This window comes from Pseudoxanthomonas sp. SORGH_AS_0997 (assembly GCF_031453535.1).
In the GTDB taxonomy this organism is placed as follows: domain Bacteria; phylum Pseudomonadota; class Gammaproteobacteria; order Xanthomonadales; family Xanthomonadaceae; genus Pseudoxanthomonas_A; species Pseudoxanthomonas_A winnipegensis.
Window position 1 is genome coordinate 2,138,345 of the sequence record NZ_JAVIZI010000001.1, and the last position, 25,751, is coordinate 2,164,095.

The following is a 25,751-nucleotide window of genomic DNA, read 5'->3' on the forward strand; positions in this document are numbered from 1 at the left end:
GCGCTTGGAGGGGATTTCACCACCTTTGGCTGCGGCAATGGGACATCTCACTGACGATGCGGCGAGTCTGCGCCCACCTTCCGCGCCAAGTCAGTCCAGGAAGCGGTCGCGTTGCTCGGGGCTGGGCACGGTGCAGGCGGCGCCGGCCCAGCGCCGGCGGTTGCGGGCGACCCAGCGATAGACGCGGTCGCGCGCGCCGCGCGGCACGGCGCGCATGGCCGTGGCCAGTAACGGCCAGCCGCCGCCGAGGCCACCGAGCACGCGCGCGATGGCGTCGGTCTCGACGTGGGCGCCGTCGCGGTCGACCAGCAGGAACGAGGACGGGTCGTGCGGGTCCAGGCCGTGCTCGGCCAGCAGGGCCGCGCCGGTGCGGCCCTGCATGGCGGCGAAGCGATAGCGCGCGGCGCGATCGTGTCGCAGCAGGAAGCGCACCCAGCCGTTGCACATGGCGCATGCGCCGTCGAACACGATGATCGCCGCGCCCTGCGTCTCGGCGGCGGGATCGCCGCCGGAGGGCGCGGGCGCGCTCATGTCGGCGCCCGCCACACCAGGGTGGCCATGCGGCCGCTGCGGCGGTCGCGGCGATGCGAGAAGAAGCGCTGCGGATCGCCGATGGTGCACAGCGTGCCGCCGTGCACGTCGGTCACGCCGACCGCGGCCAGGCGCCGGCGCGCCAGCGCGTACAGGTCCACGCGCCAGTGGCCGGGGCGGGTCGCGACGAAGGCCGCGGCGGCGCCGGGGTCGCTCGCGGTGAACGCGTCGAACACGTCCTGGCCGATCTCGTAGGCCTCCGGTCCCGCCGCCGGGCCCAGCCACGCCCGCACGTGCGCGGCCGGCGTGCGCATCGCGGCGACGGTGCGCTCCAGCACCCCGTCGGCCAACCCACGCCAGCCGGCGTGGGCAGCGGCCACCTCGCTGCCGTCTACGGCGGCGAACACCACCGGCAGGCAGTCGGCGGTGAGGATGGCCAGCACCACGCCGGGGGCATCGGTGACGGCGGCGTCGGCTTCCGGTTCATCGCCCTGCGCGCGCGGCGCGCCGAGCGGTGTCTCGAAGTGCGCCACGCCGGTGCCATGCACCTGGCGCAGCCAGTGCGGCAGCGACGGCAGGCCCGCCAACGCGGCCAGCTCGGCGCGGTTGGCCTCCACCTGTGCGGGGTCATCGCCCGCGGCGGCGCTGCGGTTGCCCAGGTTGAAGGCGTCAAATGGCGCAGCCGAGCCGCCGGCGCCGAAGCGCAGCGTCACCAGCGCGCGCACGCCGGGCGGCGCGGGCCAGTGCGCGGGCAGCAGGGCGCTCACTTGCTCTTGTGCGCGGCCGCGTCGTCGCGCAGGGCCGCCATTAGCGCCAGCATGTCGGCCGGGACCGGCGCGCTGGTGCGCACCGGCTCGCCGGTGGTCGGGTGGCTGAACTCGAGCGTCTCGGCGTGCAGGGCCTGGCGGCGGAAGCCGCGCAGCTGGGCGTTGAGCTCCTCGCTCGCCCCGCGCGGCAGGCGCAGCGGGCCGCCGTAGAGCGGATCGCCGACGATGGGAAAGCGCAGATGCGCCATGTGCACGCGGATCTGGTGGGTGCGGCCGGTCTCCAGCCGGCACTCGACCGCGGTATGGCCGCGGAAGCGCTCGCGCAGGCGCACGTGGGTGACCGCATCGCGCCCGTCCTCGCGCACGGCCATCTTCAGCCGGTCGCGCGGATGGCGGTCGATCGGCGCATCGACGGTCGCGCCGGACACCATTGCGCCGACCACCACCGCCAGATACTGCCGATGCACCTCGCGTGCCGAGAGCTGCGCCACCAGCGAGGTGTGCGCCGGCAGGGTCTTGGCCACGACCATGACCCCGGAGGTGTCCTTGTCCAGGCGATGGACGATGCCGGCGCGCGGCAGCGCGGACAGCGCCGGGTCGCGGAACAGCAGGGCGTTGACCAGGGTGCCGGTCGGGTTGCCGGCGCCGGGGTGGACCACCAGCCCGGCCGGCTTGTCCAGCACCAGGACCTCGCTGTCCTCGTACAGCACCTGCAGGGGGATGTCCTCGGGCTGGGCGTGGGTCTGGGTGTCCAGCACGGCGTCCAGCGTGGCGACCTGGCCGGGGGTGACCGGGTCGCGCGGGCGCACCATCTCCCCGTCCAGGCGCGCGTCGCCGGACTTGATCCATTCGGACAGGCGCGAGCGGGAAAACTCGGGAAACAGCTCGGCCAGCACCGCGTCGAACCGGCGCCCGGCCGCGTGCGTGGGCACCTGGGCGCTGCGCGGGCCCTGTGTGGCGGGGGCGTCCAGGGGGGCGTCGTCGTCGGCTACGGCAGTCATCCGGTCAAGCGGTTCCAGTGAAGAAGTTGGCCGGAATTCATGGCCCGGCAGCCGCCTAGGCTATCATCGCCCCCTCGTTTCCCCGATGCGGCCCGTCCGCCAGCCCATGTCCCAGCGTTTCGCAGCCCCGTCCGCCCGCGCCACCGTCCGCGTCCTGCTCCTGCTCCTGGTGGTGGCCCTCACGGCCACAGGCTGCGGCCGCAACAAGAAGGACAAGGCGGTCGACTCGCGCCCGGTCGAGGCCATCTACACCGAGGCCCACACCGACATGACCCGCGGCAACTGGTCCGGCGCGGAGAAGCAGTTCCAGTCGCTGATCGCCCAGTACCCGTACGGCCCGTACACCGAGCAGGCGCAGATGGAACTGGCCTACGCGCAGTACAAGTCGGGCAAGCTGGAGGAGGCCGTGTCGAGCATCGACCGCTTCCTGCGCACCTACCCGACCCAGCGCAACGTGCCCTACATGTACTACCTGCGCGGACTGGCCAATTCCAACCGCGACACGGTGTTCCTGCAGAAGGTCTGGAGCCTGGATTCCAGCCGCCGCGACCTGTCCACCCCGTTGCAGGGCTATAGCGACTTCAACACCGTCTCCGAGCGCTACCCCAACAGCCGCTACGCCGCCGACGCGCGCCTGCGCATGGTCCAGCTGCGCAATACCTTCGCCCGCCACGAGATGGACACCGCGCTGTACTACCTGCACCGCGGCGCCTACACCGCCGCCGTGGGCCGCGCCAAGTACATCCTGGAGACCCTGCCGCAGAGCGAGTACCAGTACGACGCCGTCGCCCTGCTGGGCGAGGCCTACACCCGCCTGGGCAACAAGCCGCTGGCCGACGACGCCCGCCGCGTGCTGCAGATGAACGACCCGCAGCACCCCTGGCTGGCCGGCAAGTGGCCGGACTTCCCCTCGACCATGCGCAAGCTCAACCCCTTCGCCGGCGAGAAGTCCGCGCTGGACAACGAGCGCGATGACGCGCACTGAGCGAGGCGGATCGTTGTGGGATGAAAGGGGCCTTTGAGGCCCCTTTTCTTTGTGGGTGGCAGAAGTGCTGACACGCATGGGGTCGCGCGGAAGCGCTGAGCCTTCTCAGGCGTTCCGTACGAAAGTCCCTGGGTTCCCGCTTTCGCGGGAACGACGATGGTGGTGTGATCGGTTGGGCGACGATATCCACGCCATTGACGACTCCAAGCCACGGCCGCGGTTGGAATCCAGCATCGCGCCGTGGCGCTGGGCCGCGTGCGCGCCACGCCCTAAGCTGAGGCGACTCTCCCGCTCCCAAGGTCCGTGCGTGTCCTCACCTCATGTCCTGCACTACAGCGCGTTCACCGATCGGCCAGAGGGCGGCAATCCTGCCGGTGTCGTGCTCGATGCCTCGGGCATGGCGACGGCGGACATGCAGGCGCTGGCCACGCGGCTGGGCTATTCCGAATCGATCTTCGTCCAGCCGGGCGAGGCCGGCGCGTTCGACGTGCGCTACTTCAGTCCGCTGGACGAAGTGCCGTTCTGCGGCCACGCCACCATTGCCGGCGCGGTCGCGCTGGCGCAGCGCGATGGCCCGGGCACGCTGCGCTTCCGCACCCGCGCCGGCCTGGTCGAGGTGGTCACCGCGCACGAGGACGCCGGCATCGGCGCGACCCTGACCAGCGTCGCCCCGCACGTGCTGCCGGCACTGCCGCCGGGCCTGCTCGACCAGGCCCTGACCCGGCTGCGCTGGAGCGCCGACGAGCTGGACCCGGCGCTGCCGCCGGCCATCGCCTACGCCGGCGCGCGCCACCTGATCCTGGCCGCCGCCACGCGCGAGCGGCTGGCGCGGCTGGACTACGACTTCGCCGGGCTCAAGGCGCTGACGCAGGCGCACGAGCTGGCCACGGTGGCGCTGGTCTGGCGCGTCTCGGAGTGCGAATTCGCCGCGCGCAATCCCTTCCCGGCCGGTGGCGTGGTCGAGGATCCGGCCACCGGCGCGGCCGCGGCGGCCTTCGGCGCCTATCTGCGCGCGCTCGGCGCGGTCCAGGCGCCGACCGATCTCCACATCGTGCAGGGCGAGGACATGGGCCGGCCGAGCCAGCTACGGGTGCACATCCCGGCGGCGGGTCCGATCCGGGTGAGCGGCCGCGCCGTGCCGATTCCGGCGCCGGCTCAGGCCGGGTAGCGGTTGCTGATCGGGTAGCGGCGCTCGCGGCCGAAGGCGCGCAGGGAGACCTTCGGGCCGGGGGCGGCCTGCTGGCGCTTCCATTCGTTGACCCGCACCAGGCGCAGCATGCGGTGGACGGTGTCGGCGTCGAAGCCGGCGGCGATGATTTCCTCGCGCGACTGCTCCAGATCGACATAGCGCAGCAGGATCGCGTCGAGCACGTCGTAGGGCGGCAGCGAGTCCTGGTCGAGCTGGTTCTCGCGCAGCTCGGCCGAGGGCGGGCGGTCGATCACCGCCGGCGGAATCACCGGCGCGCCGCCCACGGTGTTGCGCCAGCGCGACAGCGCGAACACCTCGGTCTTGTACAGGTCCTTGATCGGCGCGTAGCCGCCGCACATGTCGCCGTAGATGGTGGCGTAGCCGACCGCGTACTCGCTCTTGTTGCCGGTGGTCAGCAGCAGCCCGCCGAACTTGTTGGACAGGGCCATCATGATCGCCCCGCGCGCGCGCGACTGCAGGTTCTCCTCGGTGGTGTCGACCGGGTGGCCTTCGAACAACGGACCCAGCGCCTCCAGGTAGCCCTTGAACGGCGCCTCGATCGCTACGGTCTCCATGCGCACGCCCAGCGCGCGGCACTGTTCCTCGGCCAGCGAGTTGGACAGCCCGGCGGTGTAGCGCGAGGGCATGCGCACGGCGGTGACGTTGTCGGCGCCCAGCGCATCGACGGCCAGCGCCAGCACCATCGCCGAGTCGATGCCGCCGGACAGCCCCACCCAGACCTTGCTGAAGCCGTTCTTGCCGCAGTAGTCGGCGATGCCGCGCACCACCGCGCGCCAGGCCAGCCCGTCGCGGCTCTCGTCGCCCTCGTCGCGCCACAGCACCGGCGAGAACACGCGCGAGGCGGCGTCGTAATCGGCCACCAGCCACTGCTCGGCGAAGGCCACCGCCGCCGGCGAGATCTCGCCGTTGCCGCTGGCCACCACCGAGGCGCCGTCGAACACCAGCGCGTCCTGGCCGCCGACCACGTTGAGATAGGCCAGCGCCACGCCGGTCTCGGCCACGCGCTGGGCCAGCAGCGCATCGCGCTGGGCGTGCTTGCCGTGCTCGAACGGCGAGGCGTTGGGCACCAGCACCAGCTGCGCGCCGGCGCGCGCGGTGTCAGCCAGCGGTTCGGCGAACCACAGGTCCTCGCAGATCACCACGCCGACCGGCACGCCCTTGACCTCGAACACGCAGCTGCCGCCGTCGGGGTCGACGTGGAAGTAGCGGCGCTCGTCGAACACGTTGTAGTTGGGCAGCTCGCGCTTGCGATACGTCGCCTCGACGCGGCCGTCGCGCAGCACGCTGGCGGCGTTGTAGAGCACGCTGCCGGCGCTCTCGGGCCAGCCCACCACCGCGACGATGCCGGTGGCGGCCTGGGCGACCTGGGCTAGCGCGCGGTGGCAGTCGGCCAGGAACGAGGGCCGCATCAGCAGGTCCTCCGGCGGATAGCCGCTCAGCGCCAGCTCGGGGAACAGCACCACGTCGGCGCCGTATTCGTCGCGGGCGATGGCGATCTGCTCGATGATGCGCCGGGTATTGCCCGCCACGTCGCCGACCGGATAGTCGAACTGGGCCATGGCGATGCGAAGCGTTGCGGGCATGGGTCACCTGATGCGATGCGGGACAGACCCGCGCATTATTTCAGAAGCGCCCGGTCGGCCTGTGCGAACGGCGCACCGGGCGCGACCGTCGATGAAGTCGGACCTCGTCGGTCAAGCCTCATCGTCGCCCAGGCGGATCCCCGCTGTGTAGAGCGGAGCTTGCTCCGCTGGGGCTTTCCCGAAGACCCGATCGAAACGCAGCGGAGCAAGCTCCGCTCTACAAGGAGGCGGCGGCTTGATCTGGGGATTGTCTCCCCACCCAATCCACCGCCGTGCCTTTGCTCGATGTGAGCCGTCATGCCGGCAATGGGCTTTCCCTGGCCTCCTCCCTCAACTTCCGCACCAGCTCCCCAACCAGCGCTTCGCTCACTTGCCGAAGAACGCCGCCACATCGGCCACTTCGCGGGTCCGCGCGAACGGCGGCAGCGACTGCATGAACACCCGGCCATAGGCCTTGCCGGACAGGCGCGGGTCGCACAGCACCAGCACGCCGCGGTCGGTCTCGCTGCGGATCAGCCGGCCCACGCCCTGCTTGAGTGCGATCACCGCCTGCGGCAGCTGTTCGTCGCGGAAGGGATTGCCGCCGGCGTTGCGGATCGCCTCCAGCCGCGCCTCGAACACCGGGTCGTCCGGCGCGGCGAAGGGCAGCTTGTCGATGGCGACCACGCTCAAGGCCTCGCCGACCACATCCACGCCCTCGCGGAAGCTGGCCGAGCCCAGCAGCACACCATTGCCCGATTCGCGGAAGCGCTGCAGCAGCGTGGCGCGCGGCGCCTGGCCCTGCACGAACAACGGCCAGGGCGCGTCGCGCAGCGCCTCGGCGGCCTCGCGCAGCGCGCGGTGCGAGGCGAACAGCAGGAAGGCGCGCCCGTCCGAGGCATGCAGCACCGGCAGCAGCGCGGCGACCAGCGCCGTGCCGTAGCCGCGGGCGTTGGGATCGGGCAGCCCCGGCGGCTGGTAGCACAGCGCCTGGCGCGGCCAGTCGAACGGGCTGGGCTGCAGCAGCGTGTGCGGGTCGTCCAGGCCCAGGCGCTGGGCGATGTGGTCGAAGCCACCGCCCACCGTCAGCGTGGCCGAGGTGAACACCCACGCCGCATGCGAGGCCTCGCGATGCTGCCGCAGGGGCCCGGATACATCCAGCGGCGTGCGCTGGCAGCGGAAGCCGCGCGGGGTCAGTTCGTACCAGAACACATCGGTCGAGGCGTCGTGCGGCGCGTCGTCCGGCGTCAGCGGCAGGTCGTCGAGGTCCGCCGGGGGCACATCGGCATGGCGCAGCAGGGCTTGCGGCCCGTTCGCCGAGGGATCGCCGAGCCAGCGCAACAGCCGCCCCTCGATATCGCGGCAGCGCGCGTTGCAGGCGTCCAGGCCGGGCGTGGTGTCGGCCAGCGGCGCCAGCGCGCGGGCCAGGTCCTCGAGCGCCACGACCAGGGCGTCGAAGCCCTCGCGCACCGGCGCGCTGCCGAGCGCGCGCTCGCGCGTGCCGCGCGGCGGCAGGAACTCCATCGCCGCACGCAGCTCGCGCAGGGTCTGCTCCGCCGCGGCCACCGGCGGCTGCAGCGGCGCCAGCGCGCCGGGCGCCTGGCGCGCCTCGATCAGGACATCGCGCAGCAGCTCCTGCAGCGGGCGCAGGCCGAAGCCTTCGCCGAAGAAGTTCGCCGCCAGCTCCGGCAGCTGATGCGCCTCGTCGATCACGAACGCCTGCGCGCCCGGCAGGATCTCGCCGAAGCCCTCCTGCTTGAGCGCCAGGTCGGCCAGCAGCAGATGATGGTTGACCACCACCACGTCGGCGGCCTGCGCGCGCTGGCGCGCCTGGACCACGAAGCAGTCGTCCCAGAACGGGCATTCGGTGCCCAGGCAGTTGTCCACGGTCGAGGTGACCATGGGCAGCAGCGGCGAATCCTCGGGCAGCGATTCGAGCTCGGCCATGTCGCCGTAGCGGGTGCGCCCGCTCCACACCACGATGCGCTGGAACTGGTCGGCCTGTTCGCGCGAGACGAAGCGCGGCTCGCCGCGCGCCTGCGCCAGCCGGTAGCGGCACAGGTAGTTGGCGCGCCCCTTGAGCAGCGCCGCGCTGTGGCCCACGCCCAGCGCGGCGCGCACGCGCGGCAGGTCGCGGTGGAACAGCTGGTCCTGCAGCGCGCGGGTGCCGGTGGACAGGATCGCCTTCAGCCCGGACAGCAGCACCGGCACCAGGTAGGCGTAGGTCTTGCCGGTGCCGGTGCCGGCCTCGGCCAGCAGGGTCTCGCGCGCATCCAGCGCATCGGCGATGGCCCCGGTGAGGGCCAGCTGCGCCTGGCGCGGGACGAAGTTCTCCAGCCGCTGGGCCAGGGCGCCGCCCTCGCCCAGCGCCTCGCAGCTGGCCTGCGACAGCTGCGCCATCAGCGCGCCGCGCGGCGGCGACCGGCGCCGCTCACATCCGGTCGAAGCCGGCCACGGTGCAGGCCGCGATCTGGGCGTGCGCCGAGGCGGCGTTCTGGGTCTCGCCGCGGGCGATCTGCGACTGCTCGATGGTCGACCAGTGGCGCCGGCACAGCGGGCCGGTCTTCGAGCCCAGCGACAAGGCCTTGCGCGCCAGGGTCTCGGCACGCTCCCAGTCGCCCAGGGCAAGGGCGACCTCGGCCCGCTCCTGCAGCACGGCCGGATCGTCCGGGCTGATCAGCAGGGCCTGGTTGAGCGCCTCGGCCGAGGCCTGCCAGTCGCGGCGGCGCTGGGCGGCGACCGAGGCCTCGCGCAGGTCCTCGACCTGCGGGTCGCGGATCGGCTGCACGTCCAGTTCGCGGTCGTCGGCCTTGGCCACGGCCAGCACGGCGTTCAGCGCCTGGGTCGGGGTCAGGCGCGGCGGCGCCGGGGCGGCCGGCGGCGGCGGCGGTTCGGTCACGCAGGCGGCCAGCGGCAGCAGCAGCGCGCAGGCCAGGGCAAGACGGCAGGGACGGGTCATAGCGGGCTCGTGGACGGCGGCGGCGGGGTCGGGGTCGGCAGTTCGCGGGCCGGGGCTTCCGGCTCGTCCTTGGGCGGCAGGCCGAACCAGCGGCGCCAGCCGCCGGACTGTTCCTCCGGCGTGGAGAACTGCTGGCAGGCCTGGTACGGCGGCGCGTGGCCGGCCACGAACGGGAAGCGGCGCGCGCCCGGGCAGCTGGCGTCGGTGGCGGCCGAATCGGCCACCCACTGCCAGTCCAGGCCCTGGCTGGAGACCTGCAGCGGGGCGCTGGGCAGGCGCGAGAAGATGCCCGACCAGACCTTCATCGCGCCGGTGGCGCCATACAGGCCGGTCTCCAGGTTCTGGTCGTTGCCCATCCACACCACGGCCAGGTGATCGCCGGTGTAGCCGGCGAACCAGCTGTCGCGGCCGTCGTTGCTGGTGCCGGTCTTGCCGGCCGGCGACAGCCGGCCCAGGCCGTCGCTGAGCAGCTGGCGGCCGGTGCCGTCGGTGACCACCGCCTGCAGCGCCACGGTGACCAGGTGGGCGGCGATCGAATCGCCCTCCTGCGCCTTGGCCGGGGTCTTGTCGTAGCGGTTGAGCACCCGGCCCTGGGCGTCGATCACGCCGCGCACGGCGTGCAGCGGCTGGATTTGTCCGCCGGAGGCGAGGAACTGGTAGGCCTGCGCCATCGCATACGGACTCTGGTCGGTCGCGCCCAGGATCAGCGAGGGGTTGGGCTCGGCCTCGACGCCGGCCAGCACCTTGAGCAGGTCGGCCACGCGCTGCGGGTCGACCTTCAGGCCCACGCGCACGGTGGCCTGGTTATAGGAATGGGCCAGCGCATCGATCAGTCGCACCCGGCCGTGGCTGCGGTTGTCGGAGTTGGACGGGCTCCAGCTCCGGCCACGATCCAGCGGCACGGTGATCGGCTCGTCGTCCACCCAGCTGGCCAGCGACCAGGTGTCCGGCTGCGACAGCGCCAGCAGGTAGACGAAGGGCTTGATGATCGAGCCGACCTGGCGCTGGGCCTCGACCGCGCGGTTGAAGCCCGGCACGGCCACGTCGCGGTTGCCGATCACCGCCAGCACGTCGCCGTTGTGGGTGTCGGTCAGCACCAGGCCGGCCTGCAGCGGCGGGCGCTTGCCCTTCTGCAGCTGGTCGATGGTGCGCTTGACCGCGCCTTCGGCGTAGGCCTGGGCCGAGGGCGACATGCCGGTCATCACGGTCAGGCCGGCGCCTTGCAGCGCGTCGGACGGATAGTCGTGGGCCAGCTGGCGGCGCACCAGGTCCACATAGGCCGGGAAGCGGTTGGCCGCGGTGATGCCCGGGTCGGTGGTCACGCCCAGCGGGGCCTTCACCGCGCGGTCGAATTCCTTCTGGTCGATCAGCCTGGTCGCCAGCATGCGGCGCAGGGCCAGGTCGCGGCGCTCGCGGGCGCGCTCGGGATGGCGGCGCGGATCGTAGTAGGACGGGCCTTTGACGATGCCGATCAGCAGCGCCATCTGCTCGGTGGACAGGCTGTCCAGGTCGCGGCCGAACCAGAACTCCGAGGCCGCCGACACGCCGTGGATCGCCTGGCTGCCGCGCTGGCCCCAGTACACCTGGTTGAAGTAGGCCTCCAGGATGGTGCGCTTGTCGTAGCGCGCCTCCAGGATCAGCGCGTACAGGATCTCGTTGAACTTGCGGCCCACGGTCTGCTCGCGGCCGATGCCGAGCAGGCCGCTGCGGGCCAGCTGCTGGGTCAGCGTGCTGGCGCCCTGGCGCACCTGGCCGCCGCTGCTGACGAACTCCCAGCCCGCGCGCGCGATGCCGGACAGGTCGATGCCGTGGTGGGTGGCGAAGTCGCGGTCCTCGACCGCCTGCAGGCCGGTGACCAGCAGTTCGGGCACGTCCTCCAGCCGCACCAGCCGGCGCTCTTCCTGCTGCTGGCCGTAGAGGGTGGCGATGCGCGCCGGGTCCAGCCGCGCCGAGCGGATGTTGCGGCCGCGGGCCAGGTCGCGCAGGCCCTGCACCTCGCCCGCCGACAGCGTCACCTGGATGCGCGTGGCCGGGATGATGTAGTCCACGTCGGTGAAGCCGCGGCTGGCGATGGTGAAGCGGTTGCCGTCGCGCGCATAGGTGCCGGGCAGCTGGCCCTTGCCGTCGTCCTGGTAGGAGGCCGCGTCCAGCTCGGTCTTGAGCGTGGCCGCGTCCAGCGCCTCGCCCTCGGCCAGCGGCAGCGGGCGCGCGTAAACGCGGGTAGGGATCTGCCACTGCAGCGCGCCGAAGCGCTGGCTGACCTGATGGTTCAGGTAGGCCACGTACGGAATCATGAAGCCCAGCCCCAGCCCCAGCAGCGCCAACACGGCGGTGATCAGGCGGTTGCGCCAGGCCGGGGGGGCCGTTGTGGCCTCGTCGTGCTCGTCGTCGTACGCCTCGTCGGCGTCGTAATCGTTGCGGGCCACAGGTGGTGCGACAATGAAAAGGACAGGAGAGTCTAGCGCAGCCCCGCACGCGGCCGGCCGCGCGGCCTTCCGCCCGATCAGCCGGAGTTGAGTTCTGATGAGGATGTTGTGGGATGAGGCGCGCTTTGCCTGGACGCGCGCGGCCTCCACCCTGCGGCGCGTCATCGCCAGCGCGCGCAGCCGCGGCCTGGCCCCGACCGCCCGCCGCGCCTGGCAGCGCCTGACCGGCGCCCTGAACCGCCCCGCCCCCGCCCGGCCGCTGTGGCTGCCGGCCTCGCAGCCGTTCTCGCCCTTCGCCGTGCCGGCCGCCGAGGCGCCGCTGGCCAGCCTGGTCATCCCGGTCTACGGCCAGCTGCAGATGACCCTGGACTGCCTGCGCGCGCTGGCCGCCCGGCCGCCGGCGCTGCCGGTGGAGATCATCGTGGTCGACGACGGCTCGCCCGACGACACCGCTGCCTGCCTGCCGCAGGTGCAGGGCCTGCGCTACCACCTGCGGCCGCGCAACGGCGGCTTCATCGCCGCCTGCAACGATGGCGCGGCGCTGGCGCGCGGGCGCTACCTGGTCTTCCTCAACAACGACACCCTGCCCCAGCCCGGCTGGCTGGAGGCGCTGCTGGGCACCTTCGATACCCATCCGGGCACCGGCCTGGCCGGGGCGAAGCTGGTCTATCCGGACGGCCGCCTGCAGGAGGCCGGCGGCGTGGTCTTCGCCGATGGCTCGGCCTGGAACTACGGCCGCTTCGACTCGCCCGACGACCCGCGCTATGACTATGTTCGCGAGGCCGATTACCTCTCCGGCGCCGCGGTGGCGATTCCGCGCGCGCTGTTCGACCAGGTCGGCGGCTTCGACACCCGCTACGCGCCGGCCTATTACGAGGACACCGACCTGGCCTTCGCCGTGCGCGCGGCCGGCCGACGCGTGCTGTACCAGCCGGCCTCGGTGGTCGTGCACCGCGAAGGCGCCACGGCCGGCAACGACACCGGCAGTGGCATCAAGGCCTACCAGGTGCGCAACGCCGCCGTGTTCGCCGACAAGTGGCAGGCCACGCTGCAGGCCCATCCGACCCAGCGCAGCGAACCCTCTCCGGCCAGCCTGCACGCGCACCAGCGCCAGGTGCTGCTGATCGATTCGATGACGCCGCGGCCGGACCGCGACTCGGCCTCGCTGCGCCTGGTCAACCTGATCGCGCTGCTGCAGGAGGAAGGCGCGCACGTGGTGTTCCTCGCCGCCGACCTGGCCCATGTGCCGGGCTATACGCAGGCGCTGCAGGCCATGGGCGTGGAGGTCTGGTACGCGCCGTTCGCCACGGCCCTGCCGCGCTTCCTGCGCCAGCACGGCGCGCGCTTCGCCACGGCCATGGTCTGCCGTCACTACGTGGCCGACGCGGTGGTGCCGCTGCTGCGCACGCATGCGCCGCAGGCCAGGGTGGTGTTCGACACCGTGGACCTGCACTACCTGCGCGAGCAGCGCGGCGCGCAGACCGGCGGCGATGCGGCCATGCTGCGCCAAGCGCAGGCAACCCAGGCGCGCGAACTGGCGGTGATGGCCGCGGCCGACACCACCGTAGTGGTCAGCCCGGTCGAGGCCGAGGAACTGGCGCGCGTGGCGCCGCAGGTGCGCGTGGAGATCCTGTCCAACCTGCATCGCCCGGCCGCGCCCGGCGGTGCGTTCGAGGACCGCGCCGATCTGCTGTTCGTCGGCGGCTTCCACCACCCGCCCAATGTCGATGCGGTGGTGTGGTTCGGCGAGCAGGTGCTGCCGCTGATCCTGGCCCGCGCCCCGCGCCTGCGCCTGCACGTGGTGGGCATGGACCCGCCGCCGCAGGTACGGCGCCTGGCCGGCGCCCATCTCATCGTCCACGGCCACGTGCCCGACCTGCAGCCGCTGCTGGACGCCAGCCGCATCGCGCTGGCGCCGCTGCGCTTCGGTGCCGGGGTCAAGGGCAAGGTCAATCAGGCCATGGCCCACGGTCTGCCGGTGGTGGCGACCTCGATCGCGGTGGAAGGCATGCACCTGCGCGCCGGCCTGGATGTGCTGGTGGCCGACACGCCCGAGGCCTTCGCCGACGCCGTGCTGCGCCTGGACGGCGACGCCGCGCTGTGGCGCCAGCTATCCGAAAACGGCCTGGACAATGTGCGCCGGCACTTCTCGCTGGACGCGGCACGCGCGACGGTGAGGCGGCTGTTTTTGGAGCAGGAGTGAGTGGAGATGAGTGAGGAGTGAGTAAGACCAAACGCAGACGCTCCTGCTTCTGCTCACTCCTCTTCCCCTACTCCTCCATCAGCCGCGCCAGCGCCTCATACGCCACGCGCACCGTCTCCGGGCCGTGCAGGCGTTCGAGGCGGCGGACGACGAAGTGGCCGCGGGCCATGCTCTGGAAGTGGTCGGTGAACACGGCGTTGACCGTCGCCCCGCCGAGCGCGCCGAGCACCGGCATCCACTGCGCGGCGGCCTTCTCGCTGACCTGGATCGAGTAGCGCTCGGCGATGGCCTTGACCAGGCCGACCAGCACCGGCGCGCCTTCCTTCTGCAGGCCGTGGCGGGCCACGTGCGTGGCCGCGTCGGCGACCATGCGGCTCATCGCCTCGCGCGCGGCGTAGTAGCCGACCTCGGCCGCGTCGTCGGCCGAGGACGGGCCGCCCATCGCCAGCACGCGCACGCATTCCAGGCGCACGGCCGGGTCGTTGAGGTCGGCGCCCTCGCTGCGGGCGATGTCGGCGATGGAGCGCAGCATGATCGTGGTGGTCAGCGGCAGCTCGATCGCCAGCGCGGTCAGGCCGAACGCGCCGCCGAAGGCGCCGGTGGCCGAGGTCGCGCCCAGGTGCCACCAGTCCGAGGACTTGCGCGCGCCTTCGGCCGGCACGCGCGTGTCCAGTGTGGTCAGCGACAGGCGCAGGGCCGCACCGATGGCCTTGCGCGTGGCCGCGGCGATCAGCGCATGGGCCCGGCGCGGCAGGAAGCCGACCAGCCGCTCCACCGGCGCGCCGACCAGGTTGGCCACGCGCGCGCCGAAGCTGGGGTGCTCGAGCCTGCGCACGGCCTGGCGCAGCTGTTCGAGCTCGTGCGGGCCGAGCGTGCCGGCCTGGCCTGCCGGGATGAGTTCGCCGACCAGCGGCTGTGCGCGGGCCATGCTCAGCCGCCTCCGGCGCGGGCGTGGGCGATGCGCGCGGCGAAGTCGGCCAGCCCCGGCGCGCTGCGGTCAAGGCCGCGCGCGCGCTGTAGGGCCTCGCTGGCCACGCCCAGCTCGCCAGCGCCCAGGCGCTCGCTGCCGATGTCGATCCAGCGCATCGCCAGCTGCCGGCGCGCCGCCGCCAGGCTGGCATCGCCCGGCGCCATGGCCTGCCACGCGTCCAGGCAGGTCTGCGCGGCGCGCACGCGGTTGGCGGCCAGCGCGCGGCTCACGCAGCCCTGCACGTTGGGCAGCAGGCGTTGCGCGGCGCGGCGCACGGCCGCGTCGTCCGGCGCCAGCGCCTGGGCGGCGCGCAGCTTGTCGTAGGCGCTTTCGCCCGGCGGGTCGACCCAGTCGCCGCGGGCCTGGGCGCGCTCGGCCTCTTCCAGCAGGGCGATCACGCGGCGCTGGCGCTGCGGCGAGGGCGGCGCGGCATGCTCCATCCGCGCCTGGCTGCGCTGGGCGCGCTCGATCGCGCGCGTGGCCTCGGCCACGGCCGCCGACTGCGGCGCCAGCGCGCGGGCCTGGGCCAGCGCGGCGCGCGCCTGCTCGAAATCGAAATCCGCCGCCTGCCGCTGGGCGTCCTCGGCGTAGGCCCGGGCGACCTGCTGCACGCCGCTCGTGGCGGCGGCATCGCCGGGCGCGGCGGCGAGGACGGTGCGGTAGCGCTCCAGCGCCGCGTCCAAGCGGCCGCGGCGCAGATCGGCCTCGGCTTGGCGACGCTGATCGTCCAGCGCGCGCGCCAGCTGCGCGCGCGCGGCCGGCAGGTCGTAGTGACCGGCGTCGAAGCCGCGCACCTGCTCGATCAGCTGCGCGCCCTGGGCCAGCTCCCCGGCCGACAACGCGCGGCGCGCCTGCTGCAGCTGGTCGGACAGCAGATCCTCGCGGCCCTCCAGCGCGGTGGTGTTGTCCGGCTGCAGCGCCAGCACGCGCTGGAACAGCGGCAGCGCGGCGTCGTCGCCGCCGACGATGCGCCCGGCCGCACGCGCGGCCACGGCCTGGGCCAGCAGCGTGCCGATGCCGGCGGCGCGGGCCTCGCGCTGGCGCAGTTCGGCCGCGATCGCGTCGGCGTCGGCGCGCGGCACCTGCAGCTGGCGGGCCAGATCGAGTGCCTGGCCCGCGCCGGCCAGATCGCCTGCGGTCAGCGCGGCGCGCGCCTGACCGATCGCGGCGCGACCGACGCGGGCCAGGCCGTCGCGTGCCTCGCTACGGTCGTTGTCCAGCGCCAGCGCGGCCTCGAAGCGCTGGCGCGCGCCGCTGCCGTCCGGCGCGCTCAGCCGGCCCTGCTTGAGCGCCGCTTCGCCCTGGTCGAGCAGGGCCTGCACGCGCGTGCCCTGCCACAGCCGATCGGCGATCGGCTGGCGCAACGCCACCGCCGCGACCAACAGCGCGAGCACGGCCGCACCGAGGATCCACGGCCAGCGCCGCGTCTGGCGCTGCGCCGGCAGCGGGCGCACGCGATCCTGCTCGCCTGGCGTGGCCTGCCAGTCGATGCGCGGTTCGATCCTGCCGTCAGGCAATCGGTCGTGCGGCTCCATCACGCGCGGCAGTATCCGCCAGCCAACGTGACAAGCCGTTCCCTATGCTGAACAGCCGATTTGCGGGAGAAGCCGGGCACCGCGATCCACCGTCATTCCCGCGAACACGTTGGATCCAATGCCCCTCGCGCTGCGTGCACAAGGCTGGGTTTCCTACGTCCACGGGAACGACGATCGAAGCGTGATCTGCCCCTCCCCTTGCCCGCGCAGCGGGCAGGGGGAGGCTGGGAGGGGGTGCTTTTCGCGCGGTGCCTGAAGTGCAAGAGCAACAAAGCACCCCTCCCCAGCCCTCCCCTTCGTGCTACGCACGAAAGGGAGGGGGCCTAAAGCTGCGGTGGAACGGCTGCGCGGCGGCGCAGCCGGGGGCGCGCTTCCCGTGTGGCAAAAGCGCCTTGAAAGTCTCGCTCAACCGGCGCGACGCGCGTCCTGCACGCCGGGCAACGCGTCCAGCTTGCCGAGCAGAGTGGACAGCTGACCGTAGTCGGAGACCTTCAGCCTCAGCCGGAAGCGGATCTTGCCGGCGCCGCCGGCGCTGTCGCTGTGGATGTCCAGCACATGCGCATCCTCCTGGGCGATCAGCGTGGTGATGTCCTTGAGCAGCCACTTGCGGTCGATGGCGCTGATCAGCGCATCGACCTCGTAGCCGCCGCCGGCCACGCCCCACTCCACCGGCAGCACGCGTTGCGGATGCTGGGCGGCCAGCCGGCGCAGCGCGGCGCAGTCGCGCCGGTGCACGGTGACGCCGCGGCCGCGGGTGAGGTAGCCGACGATGGGTTCGCCGGCCACCGGCTGGCAGCACTTGGCCAGCTGCACCAGCAGGTTGCCCACGCCCTGCACGGTGAAGCGCGACTTGTCCGCGCCGGGCGCGCGCTGCACGGGGCGGCGGATCGGGTTCTGCGGCGGCAGCGGGCCGTCGCCGGCCTGCGCGCGCTGCTCTTCCTGCAGCGCGCGGGCGACCTGGCTGGGGCCGGTGTCGCCCAGGGCCACCTGGATGTACAGCTCCTCGGCGCTCTCGGCGCGGAACTTGCGCAGCGCCGGCCCCAGGTCCAGCTGGTGCAGATGCAGGCGCTTGAGTTCGCGCTCCAACAGCTCCTTGCCGGCGGCGATGTTGCCGGCGCGGTCGAGCTTGTGGAAATACGCGCGCACCTTGTCGCGCGAACGCGCACTGGCCAGAAAGCCATTGGCCGGCAGCAGCCAGTCGCGCTTGGGCTCGCCGGTCTTGGCGGTCATGATCTCCACGCGGTCGCCGCTGCGCAGCACGTGGCCCAGCGGCACGATGCGGCCGTTGACCTTGGCCCCGCGCGTGCGGTGCCCGACCATGGTGTGCACGTGGTAGGCGAAATCCAGCACCGTGCCGCCGCGCGGCAGGTCGATCACCTCGCCCTTGGGCGTGAGCGTGTAGATGCGGTCCTCGGCCAGCTCAGCGGCGAACTCCCCGCCCAGCGCGGCCTCGGCCTTCGCCGTATCGCCCGCCTCGCTGTCGCCGGCATGCTCCAGCAGCCGGCGCATCCAGGCGATCTTGCGGTCGAAGGCGGCATCGCCGCCGCCCTCCTTGTAGCGCCAGTGCGCGGCCACGCCCAGCTCGGCCTGGGCGTGCATCTCGTGGGTGCGGATCTGCACCTCCAGCGCCCGCCCTTCCGGGCCGATCACGGCGGTGTGCAGCGAGCGGTAGTCGTTGGCCTTGGGCCGGGCGATGTAGTCGTCGAACTCCGACGGGATCGGCGTCCACAGCGCATGCACCACGCCCAGCGCCGCATAGCACTGGGCCACGTCGCTGACCGCGATGCGCACCGCGCGCAGGTCGAACAGCTCGTCCAGCGCCACCTGCTTGCGCTGCATCTTCTTCCAGATGCTGTAGATGTGCTTGGGCCGGCCGCTGACTTCAGCCGCGATGTGATGCGCAGCCAGGGTTTCGCGCAGGGTCGCCTTGACCTGCTCGATGTAACGCTCGCGCCCGCCGCGCTTGTCGTCCAGCTGCGCGGCGATGGAGCGGTAGGTGTCCGGCTGCAGGTAGCGGAAGGAGAGGTCTTCCAGCTCCCACTTCAGCTGCCAGATGCCGAGTCGGTTGGCCAGCGGCGCATGGATGTCGCGGGTCAGCAGGGCCAGCTCGCGGCGCTGGTCGGCCGGCAGCGTCGCGGCCGCGCGCATGCGCGCCAGCTGCCGCGCCAGCAGGATCGGCACCACGCGCAGGTCGTGGACCATGGCCAGCAGCAGCCGGCGCAGGCCTTCGGTATTGCGCGCCGAGGCCGGCTCGGCATGCAGCGCCCAGACCTGCGCGGCGGCGGCCTGGCCATCCAGCAGCGCCGGCAGGCCGGGATGGCGCGTGCGCAGCGTCCCCAGCAGCGCCGGCTGCAGGCCCGGCAGGCCGAACAGCAGGGCCGCGCCCAGCACCTCGGCGTCGGCGGACAGCCCGGCCAGGGTGGCCAGGGTGTTGGCCAGCACCGGCCACGGATCGGGCATGCCGTCCTGCGCGCCGGGCTGGGCCAGGGCGGGCTCGACCTGGTCGCGCAGGCCGGAGGGCAGCACGGATAAGGCGGCGTCGGAGGCGGACAGCGGCAGCGTCGGTGAAACGGACATCAGGCGTGCACCATCACACGGTGGGGATCGAAGGGTACGACTACACTAACGGCCTGCCCCTCGTTGAAGAACACCCATGCCGCGCACACACCGTGCGATCCGCCCCCGGCGCCCCGCGCATCCCTGCGCCGCGCCGGTCTGCGCGTACACAGGCAGGGACCGTTCGCGTGCGTATTGATGCAAGGCCTCGCCGATAGGCTCCAGCCGCTCGCGCGCTGGTGCGGCGTGCAGGCGCACCGTCCGCTGGACTGGCTGCGCCGCCAGTTCCGCGCCAGCGACCTGTGGTTCATCGGCTTGGCCGCGCTGGTCGGGCTGATCGCCGCGGCGCTGACCGTCCTGCAGAGCGGCATGGCCCATCGCCTGCAGGCCTGGCTGTACGGCCTGGCGCCGGACCAGCGCCTGAGCATGCTCGACCATGTCAGCCTCAGCCAGCTGCTGGTGCTGCCGCTGGGCGGCCTGCTGGTCGGGCTGGTGACGCTCATCGCGCGGCGACGCAAGCGCGCGCTGATCGACTCGGTCGAAGCCAACGCCCTGCACGGCGGCCGCATGTCGATGCGCGACAACCTGATCGTCGCCGCGCAGACGCTGCTGTCCAACGGCTTCGGCGCCTCGGTCGGGCTGGAGGCCACCTATACCCAGATGGGCTCGGGCGCCGGTTCGCAGCTGGGCCGCATCCTGCGCGTGCGCCGCACCGACATGCGCACCCTGGTCGGCGCCGGCGCGGCCGGGGCGATCGCCGCGGCCTTCGGCGCGCCGCTGGCCGGGGCGTTCTACGCCTTCGAGATCGTCATCGGCGCCTACGTGCCCTCGGCGCTGGCGCCGGTGGCCGCCGCCGCGCTGGCCGGGGCGTTCATGGCCGACACGCTGGGCGCGTCGGCCTATACGCTGCCGGCGGCCACCGCCTACCAGCTCGAGCCGCGCGACTACGCCATCTACATCGCCCTGGGGCTGACCTGCGCGCTGATCGGCATCGCGGTGATGCGGCTGGTGGCCGGGATCGAACGCGGCGTCGGCAAGATCCAGCTGCCGATCTGGGGCCGGCCGGTGATCGGCGGCCTGCTGCTGATCCCGCTGGCGCTGGTCTCGCCGCAGGTGCTCTCCTCCGGCCACGGCGCGCTGCACCTGGACATCGGCGGGGACAACACCTTGCAGCTGCTGGCCACGCTGCTGGTGCTCAAGTGCCTGGCCTCGGGCATCTGCCTGGGTTTCGGCTTCCGCGGTGGCCTGTTCTTCGCCTCTCTGTTCATGGGCTCGCTGGTTGGCGCGTTCTTCGCGGTGGGCATGAACCAGCTGGTCCAGGCCTCGGTGGTGGACGTCACCGGCGCGGCGCTGGTGGGCATGGCGGCCCTGGCCGCGGCCATCGTCGGCGCGCCGATGACCATGGCCATGCTGATCCTGGAGGGCACCCACGATTTCGTGTTGACCACCGCGGTGATGGTGGCGGTGCTGGTCGCCAACACGGTGGTGCGCCAGGCCTTCGGCTATTCGTTCTCGACCTGGCGCCTGCACCTGCGCGGGGAAAGCATCCGCAGCGCGCGCGACGTGGGCTGGGTGCGCAACCTGTCGGCCGGCAAGATGATGCGCAAGGACGCCAACCACACCTTGCAGGACACCAGCGTGGCCGAGTTCCGCCGCCGCTTCCCGCTGGGTTCGACCCAGCGCGTGGTGCTGGAGGACGAGCGCGGCCACTACGCCGGGCTGGTGCCCCTGTCGACGGTCTACGCCGACCGCGTGCGCGAGGACGCCACCGTGGCGCAGTACGCCCAGCACCGCGACACGGCGCTGACCGCCGACACCGACATCGTGTCGATCATGAAGGTCTTCGACGCCACCCAGGCCGACGAACTGGCCGTGGTCGACGACGAGCGCAAGGTGCTCGGCGTGCTGTCCGAAAACTTCGTGCGCAAGCGCTACGCCGAGGAGCTGGAGAAGCGACAGCGCGAGCTGATGGGCGAGCGCGTCAGCGGAGATGAGTGATCCCTGGGCGCTGCCGCGCCTCTGCCCCTCCCCTTGCCCGCGCAGCGGGCAGGGGGAGGCTGGGAGGGGGTGCCTTTCGCGGAGCGCCTGAAAAGCCAAAGCAACAGCACCCCTCCCCAGCCCTCCCCTTCGCTACGCGAAAGGGAGGGAGCGAGTCAGCGCCCCTGCAGGGCGGCCACGCGCTGGGCCAGCTTCTTCGGGCTGACGCCGCTGCGGGCACCCAGCTCCTGGGCGAACAGCGACACGCGCAGTTCCTCCAGATCCCAGCGCAGCGCCTGCCAGTCGTCCGAGGCGGCGCGGCCCAGCGCGGCGGCATCCTCGAGCGCCTGCATGAACGGCACTAGCTCCAGCATGCGCTGCTGGTCGCGGGTGGGATCGCGCTTGGCCCGCTCGGCGCGCAGCTTCATCGCCTTGAGATAGCGCGGGAACTGGGCCAGCGCCGGCGCCGGCGTGTCGCGCAGGAAGCCCGGATGCACCAGCGCGGCCAGCTGGGCGGTGAGATCGTCAAGGTTGCCGCGCGCCCAGCCCATCAGCGGCGCCTCCAGCTCGGGCTTGAGCTCGGCCACGCCGGCCAGGATCGCCTCGGCCAGCTTGAGCCGCTCCATCGCCTCGCCGAACAGCGCCTTGCCGGCCGCGTCGCGGCGCTGGGCGAAGCTCCCCGGGTCGCGGATCTCGCCCAGGCCCTCGGCCAGCACCGCGTTGAGGGCCGCATCGACGATATCGCCGCGCAGGCGCTCCTGCGACTCGATGGCCGCATACAGCAGCCCTGTCTTGGGCGAGACCGGCAGTTGCTTGCGTGCCTGCTTGACCTTGTCGGCCAGCGCCAGCTCCAGCAGGCGCCGCACGCCGCGCGGATGCGCCGCGGCCGCTTGCGCGCGGTCGGCGAAGATGCGCAGCGCGGCGCTGTCGCCCTCGTCCACCAGCGCCGGATACGCCGGCACACCGGCTTCGCCGGGCACCTGCAGCGGGATCGGGTCGTGCGGGAAGGCGTGCAGGCCTTCGCTGGCCAGCGCCCGCCCGGCGCGCGCGGCGAAGGCATGGCCGGCCTGCGTGCCGAAGCGCTCGCGCAGCGCCTCCAGATCGCGCGAGGACGCCAGCACCTTGCCCTGCTCGTCGCGCAGGCGCAGGTGCATGCGCAGATGCGGCTCCAGCGCGGCTTCGTCGAAATCCAGCGCGCTCACCGCCACGCCGGTGGCCTTGGCCAGGAAGCGCGCCAGCTCGCCGCGCAGATCGTCGCCCGAGGGCTTGCGATGCGCCTCGAAGAAAGCGCGGCCGAAGTCCGGCGCCGGCACGAAGTTGCGCCGCTGCGCCTTGGGCAGCGTGCGGATCAGCGCGGCCGCCTTCTCCGCGACGAAGCCCGGCGCCAGCCACGACAGCCGCGCCGCATCCAGGGCGTTCAGCAGATGCAGCGGCACCTCGAGGGTGACGCCGTCGTCCTCCGCGCCCGGCTCGAAGGTGTAGTGCAGCGGCAGGCGCGCATCGCCCAGCGCGAAATACTTCGGATAGCGATCGGCCTCGCTGCCCTCGCCCGGCAGCAGGTCGGCCAGCGACCAGCGCAGGCCGCCGCGCTTGTCGTCGGGCAGCGTCTTCCACCACGCGTCCAGGCCTGCGGCCGAGTGCAGTTCGCCCGGGATGCGGTCCAGATACCAGCGCGCCTGCCAGTCCTCGTCGGCGACGATGCCGGCGCGGCGCAGCTTGGCCTCTTCCTCGTGCGCGGCGGCCAGCACCTTGCCGTTGTCGGCGACGAACGAGGCGCGCGTGTTGATCTCGCCCGGCACCAGGCCCTGGCGCACGAACAGTTCATGCGCCTCCTGCGGCGCGATGCGGCCGTAGTGCACAGGCTTCTTCGGCGCCAGCACCAGGCCGAACAGGCTGATCTGCTCGGAGGCCAGCACCTGCCCCTGCGCGCGCGACCAGTGCGGGTCGAAATGCTTGCGCGCCAGCAGCTGCGGCACCTCGGCGATCACCCAGTCCGGCTCGATCGCCGCGTTGGTCAGGCCCCACACGCGCTGGGTGTCCAGCAGCGTGGCGGTGAGCACCCAGGCCGGCGGCTTCTTGGCCAGGGCCGAGCCGGGGAACAGATGGAACCGGCGCTGGCGCGGGGCCAGGAAATCGCCCTTCTCGGTGCGATGCCCGACCTGGGTCGGCAGGCCGGCGATCAGCGCGCGGTGCAGCGACTGGTAGGCCGCGCTGCGCTCGCGCTCGCTGATCCGCGGCGCGCTGTCGTCCTGGCCCGTGGGCGCAGGCGCGGCCTGGGCCGGCGCTGCGCCCGGCGGCGAGGCCTTGCCCTCGCGCGCCAGGCGCGCGGCGCGATGCAGTTCGCCGCGCGTGGGCCGCGAAGCGGGCTTGCCGTCCTGCCCGACCGGCGCGGCGGGCGAACCGGCAAGCAGTGGCGCCATCGCGGCGGCGGCCGGTTCTTCGGCCCAGCCCAGCTCTTCGCACAGCACCCGCAGCTGGCGATGCAGCTCGCGCCACTCGCGCATGCGCAGGAAGCCCAGGAAGTGGCGCCCGCACCAGTCGCGCAGTTTGGACTGGGTCAGCTCCTCGTGCGCCTGCGCATAGCCGTCCCACAGCCGCAGGATGCCGACGAACTCCGAGCGCGCATCGGCGAACTTGGCATGCGCGTTGTCGGCTGCCTCGCGCGCCTCGGGCGGGCGCTCGCGCGGATCCTGGATCCCCAGGAACGCGGCGATCACCAGCATCGGCCGCAGGCAGCCGTGCGCCTGCGCGGCGACCAGCATGCGCGCCAGCTTCACGTCCACCGGCAGGCGCGCCATGCGCCGGCCGACCTCGGTCAGCTTGCGCAGGCCGTGGCGGTCGGCCTCGGTGACCGCGCCCAGCTCGACCAGCTGCTGCCAGCCATCGGCGATGGCGCGCTCGTCCGGCGCCTCCAGGAACGGGAAATCCTCGATCCGGCCCAAGCCCAGCTGCAGCATGCGCAGGATCACGCCGGCCAGCGAGGAACGCCGGATCTCTGGGTCGGTATAGCGCGGACGCGCCTCGAAATCGGCCTGCGCGTACAGGCGCACGCAGATGCCTTCGGCCACGCGCCCGCAGCGGCCCATGCGCTGGTTGGCGCTGGCCTGGCTGACCGGCTCGATGTGCAGGCGGTCCAGCTTCTGCCGCGGGCTGTAGCGCTTGACCCGCGCCAGGCCGGGATCGACCACGTAGCGGATGCGCGGCACGGTCAGCGATGTCTCGGCCACGTTGGTGGCCAGTACGATGCGCCGCTGCGCGCCGGGATTGAACACCGCGTCCTGGTCCTTGGCCGACAGCCGCGCGTACAGCGGCAGCACCTCGGTGTGGCGGTACTTGCGCCGTTCCAGCGCCTGGTGCGCATCGCGGATCTCGCGCTCGCCCGGCAGGAAGATCAGCACGTCGCCGCGCGCGTCTTCGCGGGTGATCTCGTCGACCGCCGCGACGATCGCATCGTTGACGGTGAGGTCGGGAGTGGGGATTCGGGCGTCGTGATTGGCGGAAGCACGGGATGTCGAGCGCTCGCGGCCATCCGCGGTCTCCAATCCCGAATCCCCGCGCTCCACTCCCTGCTCCTCCAGCGGGCGATAGCGCACTTCCACCGGGAAGGTGCGCCCTTCCACGCTGACCACTGGCGCATCGTCGAAGTGCGCGGCGAAGCGCGCCGTGTCGATGGTCGCCGAGGTGACGATGACCTTCAGGTCGCGGCGCTTGCGCAGCAGCTGCTTCAGATATCCCAGCAGGAAGTCGATGTTGAGGCTGCGCTCGTGCGCCTCGTCGACGATGATCGTGTCGTAGTTCGACAGCCAGCGGTCGCTGGCGATCTCCGCCAGCAGGATGCCGTCGGTCATGAATTTGATGCGCGTGTCGTCGCCGACGTTGTCGTTGAAGCGCACCTGGTAGCCGACCGCGCCGCCCAGCGGCACCTGCAGCTCCTCGGCCACGCGGCGGGCCACCGCGCGCGCGGCGATGCGGCGCGGCTGGGTGCAGCCGATCATGCCGGCCGCGCCGCGCCCGGCCGCCAGGCACAGCTTGGGCAGCTGGGTGGTCTTGCCCGAGCCGGTCTCGCCGGCGATCACCACGACCTGGTGCTGGCGGATCAGCTCGACGATCCGCTCGCCCTCGCGCGCGATCGGCAGCGCCTGGTCCAGGGTCACCGCCGGCAGGTTGGCCGCGCGCGCCTGGCAGGCGGCCACCGACTCGGCCAGCGCCTGGCCGAAGCGCGCGCGCAGCTGCGCGTCCTCCGGTGCCGCCTTCCAGCGCGACCACAGGCCGTGCAGGCGGCCACGGTCGCGGCTCAGCGCGCCATCGATGGCGCGCCGCGCGGCGTCGGGCTGGGCGGGAAGCGGGGCGATTGAAGCCATGAATCGTTCTGCGTGAATCTTTTGATTACCAATCTTCATCTGCGGCGTTTATTGTGACGCATCGCCACTGATGAGGAGTTGCACATGGCCAAGACCAAGACCAAACCCGCCACCAAGAAGAAGGGCACGCCGCTGGCCGCCGCCGCGCCGAGCGCCCCGCGTGTGGATATCGGGATCAGTCCGGCCGATCGCAAGGACATCGCCGCCGCCCTGTCGCACTATCTGGCCGACGCGTACACGCTGTACCTGAAGACCCATAACTTCCACTGGAACGTGACCGGGCCGATGTTCAACTCGCTGCACCTGATGTTCGAGACCCAGTACACCGAACAGTGGGGCGCGCTGGACGAAGTCGCCGAGCGCATCCGCGCCCTGGGCTACAACGCGCCGGGTTCGTACCGCGAGTTCGTCGCGCTCAGCTCCATCCCCGAGGAGGCCGGCCTGTCCGACAGCGCCGACTGGAAGGAGATGGTGCGCCAGCTGGTGGTCGGCAACGAGGCGGTCTGCCGCACCGCGCGCCAGACGCTGAAGACCGCCGAGAACGGCAGCGACGACCCGACCGTGGACCTGATGACCCAGCGCCTGAACACCCACGAGAAGTACGCGTGGATGCTGCGGTCGCTGTTGCAGTAAGGGTCCGGTCCCGCCTGCGGCGCAGGCATGACCTCCCAGCATCTGCGTCGCAGATGCTGGGCCCCGCGCCTTGGC

Annotated in this window: 16 protein-coding genes; 5 read left to right on the top strand and 11 right to left on the bottom strand. The window is 72.5% G+C overall.

Translation table 11 applies throughout. The annotated features are described in order from the left end of the window. Window positions 1-90: 90 nt before the first annotated feature. From QE438_RS09490 to rluD, 3 genes are read right to left on the bottom strand one after another with little or no spacing between them, the layout of a single operon-like run. Window positions 91-531, bottom strand: coding sequence for a DCC1-like thiol-disulfide oxidoreductase family protein (locus tag QE438_RS09490; RefSeq protein WP_306990828.1), 441 nt, complete (start codon window positions 529-531; stop codon window positions 91-93). Then, window positions 528-1,298, bottom strand: coding sequence for a peptidoglycan editing factor PgeF (gene pgeF / locus QE438_RS09495; protein ID WP_306990826.1), 771 nt, complete (start codon window positions 1,296-1,298; stop codon window positions 528-530). Before pgeF ends, QE438_RS09490 begins: the two co-directional genes overlap by 4 nt. After that, on the bottom strand, window positions 1,295-2,299 hold the full coding sequence (gene rluD, locus QE438_RS09500) for a 23S rRNA pseudouridine(1911/1915/1917) synthase RluD (protein WP_306990823.1): 1,005 nt from the start codon (window positions 2,297-2,299) through the stop codon (window positions 1,295-1,297). Before rluD ends, pgeF begins: the two co-directional genes overlap by 4 nt. 106 nt (window positions 2,300-2,405) lie before the next feature. Between rluD and QE438_RS09505 the strand changes: the two genes are divergently transcribed. Beyond that, a complete protein-coding gene (locus tag QE438_RS09505) occupies window positions 2,406-3,284 on the top strand; it encodes an outer membrane protein assembly factor BamD (RefSeq protein WP_130528462.1) in 879 nt (292 codons plus the stop codon). A 307-nt stretch (window positions 3,285-3,591) separates the two neighbouring features. Continuing rightward, window positions 3,592-4,452, top strand: a complete 861-nt coding sequence (locus tag QE438_RS09510; protein ID WP_306990818.1) for a PhzF family phenazine biosynthesis isomerase — start codon at window positions 3,592-3,594, stop codon at window positions 4,450-4,452. Here the strand turns inward: QE438_RS09510 and QE438_RS09515 are convergent. The 4 genes from QE438_RS09515 to mrcB form a co-directional block, all read right to left on the bottom strand. Continuing rightward, entirely contained in the window at window positions 4,440-6,077 is a 1,638-nt protein-coding gene (locus QE438_RS09515) for an NAD+ synthase (RefSeq protein WP_306990815.1), read from the bottom strand. The two genes, QE438_RS09510 and QE438_RS09515, sit on opposite strands and share 13 nt — an antisense overlap. Window positions 6,078-6,443: 366 nt before the next feature. Further along, complete coding sequence (locus QE438_RS09520; protein WP_306990813.1) at window positions 6,444-8,456, bottom strand: ATP-dependent DNA helicase; 2,013 nt, start codon at window positions 8,454-8,456, stop codon at window positions 6,444-6,446. Between the two features lie 31 nt (window positions 8,457-8,487). After that, window positions 8,488-9,015 (bottom strand): tetratricopeptide repeat protein, encoded by a 528-nt coding sequence (locus QE438_RS09525; protein WP_306990811.1) that lies wholly within the window; start codon window positions 9,013-9,015, stop codon window positions 8,488-8,490. Beyond that, entirely contained in the window at window positions 9,012-11,441 is a 2,430-nt protein-coding gene (gene mrcB / locus QE438_RS09530; protein ID WP_306990809.1) for a penicillin-binding protein 1B, read from the bottom strand. The genes QE438_RS09525 and mrcB overlap by 4 nt, the downstream gene beginning before the upstream one ends. Before the next feature lie 97 nt (window positions 11,442-11,538). On the opposite strand from mrcB, the gene QE438_RS09535 reads away from it, so the two are divergent. Continuing rightward, on the top strand, window positions 11,539-13,644 hold the full coding sequence (locus tag QE438_RS09535; protein WP_306990808.1) for a glycosyltransferase: 2,106 nt from the start codon (window positions 11,539-11,541) through the stop codon (window positions 13,642-13,644). 67 nt (window positions 13,645-13,711) lie between these two features. Here QE438_RS09535 and QE438_RS09540 read toward each other — a convergent pair whose 3' ends face one another. From QE438_RS09540 to QE438_RS09550, 3 genes are all read right to left on the bottom strand, one after another. After that, window positions 13,712-14,572: an EcsC family protein gene (locus QE438_RS09540; protein ID WP_130524947.1), complete on the bottom strand. Its 861-nt coding sequence runs from the start codon at window positions 14,570-14,572 to the stop codon at window positions 13,712-13,714. 2 nt (window positions 14,573-14,574) lie between these two features. Then, window positions 14,575-16,149: a hypothetical protein gene (locus tag QE438_RS09545; RefSeq protein WP_306996055.1), complete on the bottom strand. Its 1,575-nt coding sequence runs from the start codon at window positions 16,147-16,149 to the stop codon at window positions 14,575-14,577. 405 nt (window positions 16,150-16,554) lie between these two features. Next, complete coding sequence (locus tag QE438_RS09550; RefSeq protein WP_306990804.1) at window positions 16,555-18,726, bottom strand: bifunctional (p)ppGpp synthetase/guanosine-3',5'-bis(diphosphate) 3'-pyrophosphohydrolase; 2,172 nt, start codon at window positions 18,724-18,726, stop codon at window positions 16,555-16,557. A gap of 225 nt (window positions 18,727-18,951) precedes the next feature. Between QE438_RS09550 and QE438_RS09555 the strand changes: the two genes are divergently transcribed. Continuing rightward, window positions 18,952-20,703: a chloride channel protein gene (locus QE438_RS09555; protein WP_307183951.1), complete on the top strand. Its 1,752-nt coding sequence runs from the start codon at window positions 18,952-18,954 to the stop codon at window positions 20,701-20,703. 155 nt (window positions 20,704-20,858) lie between these two features. On the opposite strand, the gene hrpA is transcribed toward QE438_RS09555, so the two are convergent. Continuing rightward, complete coding sequence (hrpA, locus tag QE438_RS09560; RefSeq protein WP_307183949.1) at window positions 20,859-25,043, bottom strand: ATP-dependent RNA helicase HrpA; 4,185 nt, start codon at window positions 25,041-25,043, stop codon at window positions 20,859-20,861. 84 nt (window positions 25,044-25,127) lie between these two features. On the opposite strand from hrpA, the gene QE438_RS09565 reads away from it, so the two are divergent. Then, window positions 25,128-25,676: a Dps family protein gene (locus QE438_RS09565; RefSeq protein ID WP_130517195.1), complete on the top strand. Its 549-nt coding sequence runs from the start codon at window positions 25,128-25,130 to the stop codon at window positions 25,674-25,676. The last annotated feature ends 75 nt before the right edge of the window (window positions 25,677-25,751 follow it).